Source organism: Roseateles sp. (assembly GCF_044373315.1).
In the GTDB taxonomy this organism is placed as follows: Bacteria; Pseudomonadota; Gammaproteobacteria; order Burkholderiales; family Burkholderiaceae_C; genus JACDQM01.
The window spans coordinates 16,614-32,103 of the sequence record NZ_JBILQK010000026.1; the positions used below are offsets into that span (position 1 = coordinate 16,614).

Below are 15,490 nucleotides of genomic sequence, written 5' to 3' on the forward strand. Positions count from 1 at the left end.
GGCGCCGAGCCTCAGTCCTGCTTCAGGGGGGCGCGTGTGGGCGCCGCTGCGGCAGCGCCTGTCGAGCGCGGGTCGCCCAGGTGCAGTTTCAGCCAGTGGCTCATCTCCCACTGCGTGTGGCCGACCGATTCGCGCGCGGTGTAGCCATGCGCCTCGAAGGGCAGCAGCACGTAGCGCACCTTGCCGCCCAGGCCAGTCAAGGCCTGGAACAGGCGCTCGCTCTGCAGCGGGAAGGTGCCTGAGTTGCTGTCCGACTCGCCGTGGATCAGCAGCAAGGGTTCCTTGATTTCATTGGCGTAGAGCAGTGGCGAAAGCTTCAGATAGGTTTCGCGGGCGTCCCACAGCGAACGCCGCTCGCTCTGGAAACCGAAGGGTGTCAGCGTGCGGTTGTACGCGCCGCTGCGTGCAATGCCGGCCTTGAACAGATCGGTGTGGGCCAGCAGATTCGCCGCCATGAAGGCGCCGTAGCTGTGGCCGCCGATCGCCATGCGCTTGGTGTCCACCGTGCCCAGTGCCTCGGCCTTGTCGATGATGGCGCGAGCGTTCATCGTGATCTGCTCAATGAAGCCGTCGTTGACGTTGCGCGCGTCGCCGACCACCGGCATGGTGGCATCGTTGAGCACCACGAAGCCGTCCAGCGCCAGCAGCTGCGGGCTGATGCCAGGCAGCGTGACAAAGCGGTTGGGTGAACCGCCCAGCTGGCTGGCCACGGTTGCATCGTTGAACTCCAGCGGGTAGGCCCACACCAGTGCCGGGCGCTTCTCGCCTTCGCGGTAGTCCGGCGGCAGGTACATCCAGAACGACAGATCGACGCCATCGGCGCGCTTGAAGCTCACCAGCTCGCGGCGGATGCGCCGCAGCTGCGGGCTGGGGTCGCGCAGCTCGGTCAGCATCTGGGTCTGCGCGCCGTCGCGCAGCACGAGGTTGGGGGGCTCGGTGGCGGTTTCGCGCTGGGTCAGCAAGCGGCCTTCGTCCAGCAAGGTCAGCGGCATCTCGTAGCTGCGTTCCTCGGACTGGAACAGCCTTGTGGTCGAAAGCTCAGCCATCGACAGCCGGTCCAGGAAGGGCCTCTCACCGCGCGCGCTGGCGCCCTGGCCGATCAGGAAGATGTCACCCTCGCGCGTGCTCTGGATCACCTTGTGGCCATTGGCCAGGGTGCGCATCAGCGGATTGCCGGGGTGGCGGTAGCGCTCGCGCAGCGAATGCTCGAACAGCGGCTTGCTCTGGCCGCCTGACAGCGGCAGCAGATAGCTGCGCGTCCAGGCGCGCACGCGGTCGGTCTCGGTCAGGATGGCGTGCTGGCCGTCATCCAGAAAGCGCAGCCGCGTGAAGCGGTGCGGCATGCGCTGCACCTCGCGCGCCTGCCCGGTGAAGGGCGGGTCCAGGCGCATCACGCGGTCACGGAAGGGCACGCGCGCGGCCGGGTTGCCACCGTCCAGTGCTTCGACCCAGTAGATCGCCGCGTCGCGCGTCGGCGAGGCGTAAAAGATCCTTGGGCCTGGCAGCACGCCGTCGATCGCCACGCCCTGGCGCATCGGCACGCGCGCGACTTCGCGCAGCACCCTGCCGCTGCGCTGGCGAACCTCGACGATCTGCGGGAAGTCGTCCCAGGTCAGCTGGTAGCTGAACGGGCGCACCAGGCGTTCGGTCAGCAGGTACTGGCCCTCGCCGACGCTGCTGACGCTGGCGAACAGCGCCGGCTCGCCCAGCGGCCGGGCACTGGCGCTGGGCAGGTCGACCAGAGCCAGCTGCGAGCGCGCGAGGAATTCGAACTGCGCCTCGTCTTCGGGATTTCGCAGCAGGTCTGGGTAGGTGCGCTCCGGCGACGGGCGGCCGATGCTTTCCTGGATGACCGGCTGCGGCCTTGTGCGGGGCGTGTTGCCGCGGCGGTCCGGCACGGCCAGCACCACCAGCTCGCGGGGATTCAGCCACGCGGGTTCGCCCTGGCTGAACACCGAGTTGAGGCGCAGCCCCTGGATCTGACGCAGGCGCCCACTGCCGGTGTCGCCGACCCACAGCTCGTTGGCCTGCTCGGTGCGACGTTCCAGCAGGAAGCGCTGCCCATCCGGCGACCAGGCGAAGCTGTGGAAACCGCCACCGGCGGGCAGCTCGACGCTGCGCTCCGCAGTTTCCGGATTCAGCAGGCTGCGCAGCCGCAGGCGCTGCAGTGTTTGCAGCGGGCTGGGCGTGGTGCTGGCCGCGTCGAAGCGCAGGCCGGCCAGACGCAGCGTCGGCCGGGCCAGTTCCTCGATGCTGTTGAAACGGCGCAGCTCCAGCAGTGCGAGCTGCTGCTTGTCGGGCGAGGGCAGCAGGCGCGGCAGCGCCGGTGCATCCAGTGCTTCGCGGACCGCCGCCGACGGCTGCTGGTAGGCCTGACCCCACAGGGGCGTGAGGCAGACTGCGATAGAGATCAGGACTCGTTTCAAGCGCATGCGCGTCGGGCTCGCAAAGCTTCGCTCAGGGGCGGCAACGATAGCGCATCGCCGGCCGCTTCATGCGGGCTTGGCGCCCAGCAGCCAGGCCAGGCCGGTGAAGCTGACGAAGGCCAGGCTGGTCGAGGCCAGGATGATGCGCGCCACGCGGCCATTGTCGGCGCCGTAGCGCTCGGCCAGCAGCGAAACATTGCTGGCGCTGGGCAGCGCGGCGGCCAGTGTCAGCACCAGCAACTGGAAGGGGCTCAGGCCCGAGCCCATCGCATGGGCGGCCGCGCCCAGCGCAAACACCAGGAGCGGGTGAACAAACAGCTTGATCAGCGCCACCGGCAGGAAGAGGGCCACCGGCGTGCGCGTGTGCGCATGTTGGCCGGCGCGCCACAGCACGGCGCCGATGGTGAACAGCGCCACCGGCGTGGCCGCGTCGGCCAGCATCTTGACGACGCTGTCGACCGGACCGGGCAGGCGCAGCTGCAAGGCCGAGGCCAGCGCACCCAGGGCGATCGACCAGGGCAGCGGGTTGGACAGCGCGCCGCGCAAGGCCTGCATCGCCGCCTGGCGCGCGGCGCGCGCGCCGGCATTGGCGTCGCTCTGCAGCGCGTCGTGCGCGCGTGCCAGCGCGATGCACAGCGAGCTGGTGATGAAGAGGTCCGCCAGCACGGTGGTGATCACCGGCCCGGCGGCAGCCGGGCCGAGCAGGGCCACCAGCAGCGGCACGCCCATGAAGCCGGTGTTGGGGAAAGCCGCCACAAGTGCGCCGAAGGCGGCATCCTTGAGCTGCACACGCGCCGACAGGGTCATCGCGATGGTGAAGAACACGATCAGCAGCGCCGCGCTGACGTACACGCTCAGCACCGCCGGGTTCAGCAGTTCCAGCACCGGCGTGTTCATGCCGAAGCGAAACAGCATGCAGGGCAGGGCGAAGAAAAGCACGAAGCCGTTCAGCCCCGGGATGGCGCTTTCGGCCAGCAGCCCGCGCCGGGCGGCCAGATAGCCGCACAGCACCAGCGCGAAGAATGGCAGCGTGACCGCCAGGATTGCCTGCATGGGGCGCGAGTATCGCAAGCGCTGCTTGAATTGCGGCTGAATGCTTGGCGGCACAGGCGCTGTGCGCACAATTTGGCAGACGGCGTGAGCGAATCCGCGCCTGCCCCCATATAGAGGGGGGACAAAGCCGTCCCGCTGATGCGGGTCTACCCCTAATATCTGCGCTGCAGCCGGTTGGCATTTGAGCCGCCGGTCACGCTCAGCCATGTCAGCCGCCGCACGCTTTTCAGCCCTCTTCCCCGCACCCGCCAGTGTCGACGCCGCAGCGTCGGCGGCGGCCTTGCTGCGCTCTGGGGAGGCCTTGGGGGTGTGGCGCATCAATGCCGCGCTGCAGCCTTGCGAGTCAGGCCGCTGGTACAGCGTCGATCACAGCCTGGCAGCGCAGACCGCAGCGGTGCTGGTCTATCAGCGGCCGGCCGAAGCCATGCCAGTGTTGCTGCGCCTGGCGGAGCAGGCCGGTGTCGCAGCGGGCCAGGCCGACGCGCTGTTCGTCAATGCCTTGGACAGCGGTGTAACCGCGAACGGCCTCCCCTACATCGTTCTGCCTGGCCCCATGGGCTCGCCGCTGATGAGCGCCTGCGCCGAGTTGCCGCTGCGTCAGCGCCTGCAGCTGGCGCTGCAGCTCTGCGATGCTCTGCAGTCCTTGCGTGAGCATGGCCTGGTGCTGCGCGAACTCGATCCGGGCTTGCTGTGGCTGGCGCCTGGGCTTCAACTGCGCTTGATGAACCTCGGGCTGGCCGATCTGGCCGATGAACCGCGTGGTATGCCCCAGCCCTATGGCACGGCCGTCCAGCCTTTCAGGAGTCCTGAGTTGCAGGCCGGTGCCTTGCCCAGTCTGGGCAGTGAGGCTTACGCCGCAGGCATGTTGTGCTGCTGGCTGGCCAACGGCCGGCCGCTGCGGCAGCAGGACGGCGCGCTGCTGCAGTCCATCACCAGCACAGCCGGCCTGACGGCGGCCGAACGCGTCAGCCTGGAGGCGGTGCTGCACAAGGCGGTGGCACCGACCACCGTCTTGCGCTATCCCTCGGTGCGCGAACTGGCTGAGGACTTGCGCGCGTGGCTGGCCGGTGAGAGCCACTCGGCCCTGCGCCTGACGCCGATGCCGACCCTTGCCGCCCATGTCGCCGCCAACGACGCCGCGGTGGTCGAGCGTCTGTTCGTGCCGGCCTTCGATGGCAGTGCCGACCAGCCGCCGGTTCAGGCCGGCCTGTTGCGTCGGGTGGGGCAAGCCTTGCAGCGTCTGATTCGCTGAACGCCTGCACGGCCCGCGTGCGCCTTGGCTGTCACGCGGGCTTCGCGCCCGGCTGGCCGGCCTCCACGACGAATTTCGCCTGTGCACGCAGGCGGCTGTCAGCAGACCAGGGCTGCTCCACCGCGCGAATCTCGGCTTCGAGGCGCTCAGCGCTCAACACGAAACGCATATAGCCGCGCTCATCGCTGCGGCCGTGGCGGATCTGTGGGTTGTGCGGGCGGACCGCGTCGATGCGCGCCTGCGCCAGGCCGTGGCTGCTGATCGAGGTGCCGCAGAACTCGGTGGCCAGCACCGGCGCCTTGTCGTCGTCGTAGTCGGCCTTCAGGTCGGCCACATAGTTGGCATGCACATCGCCGCCCAGCACCACCGTGTTGCGCACCCGGCGCGCGGCCATGTCGCGCAGCAGGCGCTGGCGCGCCAGCGGATAGCCGTCCCAGCCGTCGGTCCAGTACAGGCCGGGGCCTTGCGCGGGCGGCTGCCAGTTCATGCGCGACATCAGCGTCTGCTGCGCCAGCAGGTTCCAGGGACGTTCAGCATCCCAGTTCTGCGCCAGCCACTGCTCCTGGGTTGCGCCCAGCAGGCCGCGGCGCGGGTCGAGCAGCTCGGCACAGTCCTTCAGCAGCACGGTGTTGGAGCCGCCCCTGCCTGGCTTGGGGCAGACCTGCGGATCGCGCCACTGGCGGTTGTCCAGCGTGATCAGGCGCGCCAGCGAGCCCCAGTCATAGGCGGCGTGCACCCGCATTTCTGCCTGGCGCGGGCGCGCCGACTTGGGGAAGGGCAGGTGCTCCCAGTAGGCCTGCGCGGCCGCGGCACGGCGGCGCGCGAAATCGGCTTCCAGGTTCTGCGATTGGTCGCCGGCATAGTCGTTCTCGACCTCATGATCGTCCCAGGTGCAGACCCAGGGTGCGCTGGCATGCGCGGCCTGCAGCAGCGGGTCGCTCTTGTACTGCGCGTAACGCTGGCGGTAGTCGGCCAGTGTGCGGCACAGCCCGCCCTCATGGCGGCGTTGCGCGCTGCTGTTGGCCGGGGTGGCGTATTCGTAGATGTAGTCGCCCAGGAACAGCACCAGATCGGTCTCCTGCGCTGCCACCTCGCCCCAGGCTGCCCAGCGGCCATGGTCGAAACGCTGGCAGGAGGCGATCACGAAGCGCAGCGCAGCCGTGTTCTTGGCGTCGGCGGCGGGCGCGGTGCGGGTGCGGCCGACCGCGCTGCGTTGGCCCAGCGCGCTGAATCGATACCAATACCAGCGCGCCGGGCGCAAGCCGGCCGGCTCGGCGTGCACGCTGTGCGCCCAGGCGGCTTCGGCGCGCTCCTCGCCGCGCGCCACGATGGTCTTGAAGCCCTCGTCCTCGGCCAGTTCCCACTGCACGCTGACGGCGTCCGCCAGCTCGGGGCCTCTCAGCCGGGTCCAGAGCACCAGGCTGTCGGCGCGCGGGCAGCCCGACGCAACGCCCAGCGTGAACAGCGGCGCGCCGGTGTCGGCACCGGCATGGCGCACCAGCGCGGGGGCACAGGCCGAGGCCAGGGCGGTCTGCAGCAGGCCGCGGCGGGAGGGGGTCCAGGGAGCTGTTCGTGGTGAGGCGATGCGCATGCGTGGAGCATAGCGAGCCGGGATGGCGCGGCGTTGCTCGGGCAGCCGAGCCGTTGGTGGTCGACGGACTGCCAGCCCGCCCCAGGCGCAGCGCGGTTTGCGGTGATGGCGGCAGTCATAATGCGGCGACTTCCCACACGCCTGCCATGCCCAACGATCCTTTCATCCGCCGGCATCGTTACTTGCTGGCGCTGTATCTGCTGTTCGTCGTCTACGGCAGTCTGGTGCCGCTGCACTACCAGTGGCGCCCATGGGACGACGCCGTACAGGCCTTCCAGCGCATCCCCTTTCTCGACCTCGGCATAGGCTCCCGTGCCGACTGGGTTGCGAACCTGCTGCTGTTCATTCCGCTCACGGTCCTGGCCGGGCTGCAGATGCGCGACCCCTCGCACCTGGGGCGACGCCTGCTGCACATGTTCTGGGTCTGGCCATTGAGCGTCCTGCTGGCCGTGGCGATCGAATTCACTCAGCTGTACTTTCCCGGCCGGACGGTTTCGCAGAACGACATCTTTGCCGAGGCGCTGGGGGGCTTGATCGGGGCCTTGCTCTTCGTTGGGCTGGGGCCCCAGCTGATGGGCTGGCTGCAACGCTTCAACGACGCGCTCTCTGCGAGCTCGCGGGTCCAGCGCGTGCTGCAGGCCTATCTGCTCGTCTTGCTTGGCTTCAGCATCCTGCCTCTGGATCTCACGCTGAGCCCGGTCGAGCTCTATCGCAAATGGGCAGCAGGGCGCTTGATTCTTCTGCCCTTCACAGGGCTGCACGGCAGCGGCGCCGAGATCATCTACGAGCTGCTGACCGATGTGCTGGTCTGGGTGCCGGTGGGCTTGCTATGGGGCCTTGCTGGCGGCCTGACCCTGGCGCAGGTGTGCATGCGCACGCTGACTGTTGCCGCGGCGATCGAGTTCCTGCAGCTCTTTGTTTTTACTCGGGTGACTGACAGCACGGACATCCTTCTCAGTGCAGGCGGTGCTTTCGTGGGAGCCTGGATTGCGGGCCGGATGCACAAGCTCGGGCGGGTTCTCCCCCTCGGGCAGCAACGCAAGCTGGCCGAGCTGGGGCTGGTCCCATGGCTGGCGATGGTGTTGTTCACCTTCTGGTTTCCGTTCGACTTTGACGCCTCGCGCTGGACCCTGGCTGCCCTGCAGGACATGCTGACGCGCCCGCCGCTGACCACCTACTACATGCGCAGCGAGTTTGGCGCGACAAACGAGGTGCTGCGAAAAATCGGATTCTTCATCCCTGCCGGCGTCTTGCTGCGCCTGGCTCTGCCGCATCGGGGCTGGCGCTTGCTGTGGTGGCTGCCTTTGGGCGTCGCGCTGCTGATCGAGACGGTTCAGCTGGGCATGCCAGGCAAGGTGGCCGACCTCACGGATGCGGCGCTCAATCTGCTGGGCGCCTGGCTGGGCTGGCGCCTGACTCAGTGGGTGGCAGCAGGCGCCGCTGCCAGCAGCGGACGACCCGCGCAGCCCCCGGCGCAGGCCGCGCAGCTGTCGCCGACGCGTCGAAGCCAGGCTGCTGAATCGGCCTCGGATGGCATGTTGTCGGTCGCACAACTGGCGGGCGTGGCCCTCGCCGTGGCGCTGTTCTTGTTCCTCGGGCTGCAGTTATCGCGGCTGCCCTACAACCTGCGCGAGTTGCTTCCGGACGGCCTGATGGGTGTTGCCTCGGCGCTGTCGCTGGGGACTTGCATCGCCTTGATGGTGGCGCTGCCGCAGTGGCTGCTCCAGCCCAGACAGCAGCGCTGGCTGCTCGGCTTGCCGCTTGTGCTGGCGCTGCATGGCACGTTGTGCTTTGTCCTGCTCTGGGCAGCGGTTCCGCTGGACAGCCTGCATGACATCCTGGGTGCGCCCGTTCTCGGCGGTTCTGCCGCGCTCGAGTTGTGGGGCCGCTATGTCGCGTTGCATTCCGCCGTCATGCTGCAGGTGCTGGGCGCGCTCTTGCTGGTACGCGTGATGGGCGGGCTGAGTCGCTTCGAACAACTGCTCTACTGGCTGTTCCTCAGCCTGTTGCTGGCCTGGCCGCTGCACTATGTCGTGGTGGATGCGGCGGCCACAGACAATCTGGTGGAGCTGATGGCAGATGGCGGCAGCTTCGGCACCTCGACGATGCTGGCCCTGGCCCTGTTTTGCATGGCGCTGTGTGCCAGCAGCCTGGCCGGCGCGGTGCGGCTGCCGCGGCAGCGCGCGCGACTGCTCGCGCTGGCGGTCGCTGCTGCACCAGCGGCCACTGCCCTGTTCTGGATGGGGTGTGAGCAAGTCATCGTCAAGTACGGCAAGGTCTTCTCCGCCTGGCAGTTCCTGCTCAGCACGGATCGTGAGCACTATGCGACGGGGGCTGATCTATGGTTGCGCTATGGCCTCGCCTTCAGCGCGGTGGTCAGTGTGCTGGTCGCGCTCCAGCTGCTGGCCTGGCGTTTGTCCGGGTCGCAGCGGCAGCGCCTGGCGGCCAGCGGGGTGGCGGCTTAGCACACAAGCGGATGCAGCGGCTTTGCTATCCTGCGCGGCCCGCAGACCCGCAGCGCCATGGCCGATACCCTCAACCCCGCCCAGCTCGAAGCCGTTCATCACCTGCACGGCCCCTGCCTGGTCATCGCCGGCGCCGGCTCGGGCAAGACGCGCGTGATCACGATGAAGATCGCGCGCCTGCTGCAGGCCGGCTATGCGGCCAAGAACATTGGCGCCATCACCTTCACGAACAAGGCCTCGCAGGAGATGCGCGAGCGCGCCCGCGATCTGGTGGGGCCGCGCGCCGCCAAGGACCTGGTGATCTCGACCTTCCACAGCCTGGGTGTGCGCATCCTGCGCTCCGAAGGTCAGCTGGTCGGGCTCAAGGAGCAGTTCTCCATCCTCGACAGCGACGACGTGCTGGGCCTGCTGCGCGATGCTGGCGGCACCACCGACGCCAAGCAGGCGCGCAGCTGGCAATGGACTATCTCGCTGTGGAAGAACCAGGGCTTGACGGCCAAGCAGGCGCTGCTCGCAGCCAAGGACGAGGACGAGCGCGCGGCGGCCGTCGTGATGGAGCGTTATCAGGAGCGGCTGGCGGCCTACCAGTCCGTGGACTTCGATGACCTGATCTCGCTGCCGCTGCGTCTGCTGCAGGAATTCCCCGAGGCGCGCGGCAAGTGGCAGGACACCCTGCGCTATGTGCTGGTGGACGAGTACCAGGACACCAATGCGGTGCAGTACGACCTGCTGAAGCAACTGGTCGGCGAGCGCGCCCACTTCACTGCCGTGGGCGACGACGACCAGAGCATCTACGGCTGGCGCGGCGCCACCATCGAGAACCTGAAGCGACTGCCGACCGACTTTCCGAATTTGAAGGTGATCCCGCTGGAGCAGAACTACCGCTCCACCGGCGCGATCCTGCGCGCGGCCAACAACGTCATCGCGGTCAATCCGAAGATCTTCGAGAAGAAGCTCTGGAGCGAGTTCGGCGACGGCGAGCCGGTGGCCCTGATCGAGAGCGATGGCGAGGAACACGAGGCCGAGCGGGCGGTGGCGCGCATCCAGGCGATCCGTGCCAATGCGGGTGCGGTGCAGTTCAAGGACTTTGCGATCCTGTATCGCGCCAACCATCAGGCGCGCGTCTTCGAGCAGGCGCTGCGCCGCGCCGAGATTCCCTACAAGGTCTCCGGCGGCCAGAGCTTTTTCGACAAGGCCGAGATCAAGGATCTGTGTGGCTGGCTGCGCCTGCTGGTCAATCCGGACGATGACCCGGCTTTCCTGCGCGCGGTCACCACGCCCAAGCGCGGCATCGGTCACCAGACGCTGGGCAGCCTGAGCCAGTTCGCCGGACGCTGGAAGTGCAGCATGTACGAGGCGCTGTTCGCCGAGAGCCTGTCCACCGCGCTTAGCAGCCGCGCGATCGCCGGCCTGCACGAGTTCGGCCGCTATGTGAACGAACTGGAATACCGCGCCCGCAACACCTCGGGCGACAAGGAGGCCAAGGCGCTGCTGATGGAGTGGCTGAAGGACATCGGCTACGAGCAGCACCTGATGGAGCAGGAGGAGAACGAGAAGGTCGGCGCGGCGCGCTGGGGCAATGTGCTGGACTTCGTCGACTGGGTCGCCAAGCGCTGCGGTGGCCAGATCAGCCAGGAGGGCGGCATCACCTTCGAGGAGCCCACGCAGACCGTGCTCGAAGTGGCCCAGACCATCAGCGTGATCCTGTCGCTGGCCGAGCGCGGCGACGAGCAGGATCAGGTCACCTTGACCACGCTGCATGCCTCCAAGGGCCTGGAATGGCCGCATGTCTTCCTGGCCGGCGTCAACGAGGGGCTGCTGCCCTTCAAGGCCGACGACGAGGACATGACCCCGCAGCGTCTGGAAGAAGAGCGCCGCCTGATGTACGTGGGCATCACCCGCGCGCGCAGCACGCTGGCTGTCTCCACTTTGCGCCGGCGCAAGAAGTCGCGCGAGACCGTGATGGGCGTCCCCAGCCGCTTCATCGCCGAGATGAAGCTGCACGAGAACACCGTCAAGGAAGACCCGCGCGAGAAGCTCAAGAAACTGCGCGAGCAGCTTGCGGCCAAGGGCGCGGCGACGGCGGCGGCACTGAAGAAGTCCGACTGAAGCGGCCAGCCCTGGTGCCTGCGGATGCGGCCGCGGCGCTGGGTCTTTGCGGCAGAAGCATATGGCGAGTGAGTATTTGCCCGCCGCGCCGCCGCCGGGCAGTATTCAGGGTTTTCCATTAGGTCTATTGACCGGAGTCCCATGCCTTCCCAATCCATCCGCAAACTTGCCGCACTGGCTCTGCTGGCGCTGATCGGCGTCACCGCACAGGCCAAGCCCCTGCGCTGGGCCAGCCAGGGCGATGTGCAGAGCTTCGACCCGCATGCCTACAACAGCGCGCTGAACAACCAGTTCAACGCCTTCGTCTACGAGGGCCTGGTGGCCTATGACCAGCAGTTCACCATCGAGCCGGCGCTGGCTTCGAAGTGGACGCAGCTGGAGCCCACGCGCTGGCGTTTCGAGCTGCGTCCGGGCGTGAAGTTCCACGACGGCAGCGCGCTGACGGCTGACGACGTGGTGTTCTCGTTTGAGCGTGCGCTCAGCCCCAGCTCCAACTTCCGCGTGCTGCTGCAGGGCGTCACCGGCGTGAAGAAGCTGTCGCCGTCGAGCGTCGAGATCACGTTGTCGGCGCCCAATCCGGTGTTGCTGCGCCAGATCACCGGCGTGCGCATCATGTCCAGGGACTGGGCGCTCAAGCACAAGGTTGAGAAGCCGCAGAACTTCGCGCAGAAGGAAGAGACCCATGCGGTGCGCAATGCCAACGGCACCGGCCCCTTCGTGCTCAAGAGCAGCCAGCCGGGCGTGAAGACCGAGCTGCTGCTGAACCCGAACTGGTGGGGCAAGCTGCAGGGCAATGTCAGCGCCATCGTCTACACGCCGATTTCGTCCGACGCCACCCGGCTGGCCGCGCTGCTCTCGGGCGAGCTGGACTTCGTGCTCGACCCCGCGCCGCAGGACGTGCCCAAGCTGCGCAACACGCCGGGCTTCAAGATCATCGAAGGTCCCGAGTTCCGCACCATCTTCCTCGGCCTGGACCAGGCCAGCGACGAGCTCTCCAGCAGCAATATCAAGGGCCGCAATCCCTTCAAGGACCTGCGCGTGCGCCAGGCGCTCTACCAGGCCATCGACATCGAAGCGATCCGCCGCGTGACGATGCGCGGCCTGGCCCAGCCGGCCGGCTCGCTGGTGGCGCCCCAGGCCGAAGGCTGGACGCCCGAGGGCGACCGCCGCCTGCCCTTCGATCCGGCGCGCGCCAAGGCCCTGCTGGCCGAGGCCGGCTATCCGGATGGCTTCCAGGTGCAGCTGGACTGCCCGAATGACCGCTATGTCAACGACGAGGAAATCTGCAAGTCGCTGAGCGCGCTGTGGGCCAAGGTGGGCGTGCAGGTCAAGCTTGCCAGCCAGGGCTCCAGCGTCTATTTCCCCAAGCTGCAGCGCAAGGAAAGCAATCTGCACCTGCTGGGCTGGGGCGTGGCCACCTTCGATGCACTGTATTCGCTGCAGGCGCTGGTGCACAGCCCGGTGGGCGCCGACGGCAGCTGGAACTACGGCCGCTACAGCAATGCCAAGCTGGACGCGTTGATCGACAGCGCCAAGGTCGAGGGTGATGCGGCCAAGCGCCGCAGCCAGCTGGTGCAGGCCCTGAAGATCGTGCAGGACGATGTGGCCGTGATCCCGCTGCACCACCAGGTCACGCCCTGGGCGGCGCGCAGCAATGTCCAGGCAGTGCACCGCGCCAACAACCACATCGATGTGCGCTGGGTGCGCATCGACTGAGCGCGCCAGCTGCCGAGCCTGCGGGCAAGCCCTAGCGGCGCATGGTGGCGCATCTGCCAAGATGCGCCGCCATGCTCTTGCCTCTTACCACTCCCGTTCTCGCGGCGCTCACCGCGCTCAGCGCCGCGCTGGCCATTGCCGGCAATCTGGCGGACCAGCCCTGGCTGATCTGGCTGTTCAAGCCGCTGACCACGCTGATCATCATTGCCTATGCCTGGCCGCGCGGTGAGGCCACACCGCGGCTGCGGCGCTGGGTGGTCGCCGGCCTTATTTTTTCGCTGGGCGGCGACGTGGCGCTGATGTTCGGTGACGGCGCCTTCGTCATCGGGCTGCTGTCCTTTCTTGTGGCCCACCTGTGCTACCTCTGGGCCTTTACTCGCGTGCAGCGGCTGGCGGCTTGGCCGCTTGCTTTCATCGGCTATGCGCTGCTGGCCGGCGTGGTGCTCAGTCAGCTTTGGCCTGGCGTGCCGGTCGGCCTGCGCCCGCCGGTGATCGCCTATGTGCTGTGTCTGGCGGCGATGGCCGCGCAGGCGGCGGTGGTCTGGCGTGGCAGCCGTGAGGAGCCCGATGCGGGTGCGCGCCGCCGCGCTGCGGTGCTGGCCTTCGGCGGCCTGCTGTTCCTGATCTCCGATGCCTGCCTGGCCATCAACAAGTTTGCCGGCCCACTGCCGCTGGCGGCGCTGTGGGTGCTGGTGACCTACTGGGCCGCGCAGTGGTGCATCGCCAGCTGGCTGGCGCTGCGCCCGTCTGCGCCCTGACCGTCAGGCGGCGTTGCCGCCGCCGCGCAGCTTGCGGTAGAGCGTGTTGCGGCTGATGCCCAGGCGGCGTGCCGCCTCGGATAGATTGCCCTGGCAAGCCTGCAGCACCGTGTCGATCTGGCGCTGTGCCTGCAGGCGCAGGTCAGCGTCCTCGTCCTGAACCGCGCGTGTCGTGGCCGGTGCGCTGCCCAGCAGCTCGTCCACCAAGTCCTCGGGTAGATGCGGGCGCTCGATCTGCGTCTCCTCGTCGCCCAGCAGTGCGCAGGCGGTGCGCAGCGCATTGGCGAGCTGGCGCACATTGCCGGGCCAGCGGTAGCGCTGAAAATCCTGCAGCAGCGCCGGGGCCAAGGAAAGCTCGCGTCCAGGCGAGAGCTCGCGCATCAGGCGCGCTACCAGCGTGGCCAGATCGCCGCGCTCGCGCAGCGGCGGCAGGCGCAGTGCCAGGCCGTTGATGCGGTAGTAAAGATCTTCGCGGAAGCGCCCGGCCTCCACCTCCTGGCGCAGCGGCCGGTGCGTGGCGCAGATCAGCGCGAAGTCCAGCGCCACCGGCGCGCCGCCGCCCAGCGGCTGGACCTGGCGTTCCTGCAGCACGCGCAGCAGCCGCGCCTGCAGCGCCAGCGGCATGTCGCCGATCTCGTCGAGGAAGAGCGTGCCGCCCTGGGCCTCGCGCAGGCGGCCGGGCGCACCCTCGCGTGCCGCGCCGGTGAAGGCGCCGGGCCGGTAGCCGAACAGCTCGGCCTCGATCAGCCCCTCCGGCAGGGCCGCACAGTTCAGCGCGACGAAGGGCTTGCCGCGGCGCACGCTGCTGTCGTGGCAGGCGCGCGCGAACAGCTCCTTGCCCACGCCCGACTCGCCCTGCAGCAGCAGCGCGATCGGCTTGTCCAGCACGCGGCGCGCGCGTTCGATCTGGCCCTGCAGCGCGGCGTCGCCGCTGTCCAGTGCGGCCAGTGCGTCGGTGGGCGTGGCCGGCTTGGTGGCGCCGCCAGCCGGCACGGTCAGCGTGCTGCGGCCCGTCTCCAGGCGCAGCCACAGCGTGCGGCCATCCGGCAGGACAAACGTCCTGGCTGCGCGTCCGCCGGCCAGCAGCGCGCGCAGGTCCATGCCGATCGCCTGCTCCAGCGGCAGCGCGCCGATGGCGCTGCGCGGTAGGCCCAGCAGCTCCAGCGCCACGCTGTTGGCGCCGATGATCCAGCCATCTTCCGACAGTGCCAGCAGGCCCTCGGCCACCGTGCCCAGGCCTTCGGCGCGCGCATGCAGGCGCAGGCGCAGCTCGCCGCCGTGGCGGGCCTCGAAGAGCTGGTGCTCGATCATGCGCGAGGCCGAGCGCACCAGGCCCAGGGTGTGGCGGTGGTAGCTGCGGTGGTCGCCCGAGAGGTCCAGCGCGCCCAGCAGGCGGCCGGCCGGGTCGATGATGGGGGCGGTCGCGCAGGTCAGGAAGGCATTTCGCTCCAGGTAATGCTCGGCGCCGTGCACCACCACCGCGCGGCCATCGGCCAGGGCTGTGCCGATGGCATTGGTGCCGCGCCACTGCTCGTGCCAGATCGCGCCGGGGCGCAGCGCCACGCGCGCGGCCTTGTCGGCGAAGCTGGTGTCGCCCTGCGCATGCAGCAGCATGCCCTGTGCGTCGGCCAGGATCACCAGGTGTTCGCTGCCCTGGATCTGCTCGAACAGGAACTCCATCACCGGCCGGGCCTGCGCCACGAAGGCGCGGCGGTGCTCCAGCGCTCGGGCCAACTGCTGGGCCGAGGCATGCGGCGCGCCGGGGTTGCGCGCGTCCGGCAGCAAGCCGAAGCGCTGGCTGCGCAGCCAGCTGGCCTGCAGCTGTTCGTCGAGCAGGCCGGGCGGCAGCGCGCCGTCGCTGAGCAGGGCCTGCCGCGCCGCGCGCAGGCGCTGAGCTGGCACGCGCGCCGCCAGACCGGCGGCTGAGTGGGAAGCAGTCATTGCGCTTGTCTCCTGTGCGGGCTCTTGTTTCGTTCAGAGCCTTTCGCGTGCTGGCTACGGTAGCAGTCCGTTGGGGGTCTCAAAGCAGTTCGGCAGAAATCGGCCCGGCGGTTGTTCCGTTTCGTGACAGTGACAGCGCAGCCGGGCCGGCTCGGCACAGTGTGCGGCGTCTTGCTGAC

At 68.6% G+C, this 15,490-nt stretch carries 9 protein-coding genes; 5 read left to right on the forward strand and 4 right to left on the reverse strand.

The window, feature by feature from the left end; translation table 11 throughout:
• Positions 1-11 precede the first annotated feature (11 nt).
• Both ACIQ67_RS08415 and ACIQ67_RS08420 read right to left on the reverse strand, forming a co-directional pair.
• Positions 12-2,426 carry a prolyl oligopeptidase family serine peptidase gene (locus tag ACIQ67_RS08415; protein ID WP_397533916.1) on the reverse strand — a complete coding sequence of 805 codons (2,415 nt, stop codon included), beginning with the start codon at positions 2,424-2,426 and terminating at the stop codon, positions 12-14.
• Between the two features lie 66 nt (positions 2,427-2,492).
• Entirely contained in the window at positions 2,493-3,479 is a 987-nt protein-coding gene (locus ACIQ67_RS08420; protein WP_397533917.1) for an AEC family transporter, read from the reverse strand.
• Positions 3,480-3,684: 205 nt separating this feature from the next.
• On the opposite strand from ACIQ67_RS08420, the gene ACIQ67_RS08425 reads away from it, so the two are divergent.
• Positions 3,685-4,731 carry a hypothetical protein gene (locus ACIQ67_RS08425; RefSeq protein WP_397533918.1) on the forward strand — a complete coding sequence of 349 codons (1,047 nt, stop codon included), beginning with the start codon at positions 3,685-3,687 and terminating at the stop codon, positions 4,729-4,731.
• A 31-nt stretch (positions 4,732-4,762) separates the two neighbouring features.
• Here ACIQ67_RS08425 and ACIQ67_RS08430 read toward each other — a convergent pair whose 3' ends face one another.
• The gene (locus ACIQ67_RS08430) at positions 4,763-6,322 is read right to left on the reverse strand and encodes an alkaline phosphatase D family protein (RefSeq protein ID WP_397533919.1); all 1,560 of its coding nucleotides are present in this window, start codon (positions 6,320-6,322) and stop codon (positions 4,763-4,765) included.
• A gap of 146 nt (positions 6,323-6,468) precedes the next feature.
• Here ACIQ67_RS08430 and ACIQ67_RS08435 point away from each other — a divergent pair, with 146 nt between their 5' ends.
• The 4 genes from ACIQ67_RS08435 (at position 6,469) to ACIQ67_RS08450 (ending at position 13,370) form a co-directional block, all read left to right on the forward strand.
• Complete coding sequence (locus ACIQ67_RS08435) at positions 6,469-8,787, forward strand: VanZ family protein (protein WP_397533920.1); 2,319 nt, start codon at positions 6,469-6,471, stop codon at positions 8,785-8,787.
• A gap of 57 nt (positions 8,788-8,844) precedes the next feature.
• Positions 8,845-10,896, forward strand: a complete 2,052-nt coding sequence (locus tag ACIQ67_RS08440) for an ATP-dependent helicase (RefSeq protein WP_397533921.1) — start codon at positions 8,845-8,847, stop codon at positions 10,894-10,896.
• 141 nt (positions 10,897-11,037) lie between these two features.
• Complete coding sequence (locus ACIQ67_RS08445; RefSeq protein ID WP_397533922.1) at positions 11,038-12,612, forward strand: ABC transporter substrate-binding protein; 1,575 nt, start codon at positions 11,038-11,040, stop codon at positions 12,610-12,612.
• Between the two features lie 71 nt (positions 12,613-12,683).
• Positions 12,684-13,370 carry a lysoplasmalogenase gene (locus ACIQ67_RS08450; protein ID WP_397533923.1) on the forward strand — a complete coding sequence of 229 codons (687 nt, stop codon included), beginning with the start codon at positions 12,684-12,686 and terminating at the stop codon, positions 13,368-13,370.
• Positions 13,371-13,373: 3 nt separating this feature from the next.
• Here ACIQ67_RS08450 and ACIQ67_RS08455 read toward each other — a convergent pair whose 3' ends face one another.
• Positions 13,374-15,311, reverse strand: a complete 1,938-nt coding sequence (locus ACIQ67_RS08455; RefSeq protein ID WP_397533924.1) for a sigma-54-dependent Fis family transcriptional regulator — start codon at positions 15,309-15,311, stop codon at positions 13,374-13,376.
• Positions 15,312-15,490 lie beyond the last annotated feature (179 nt).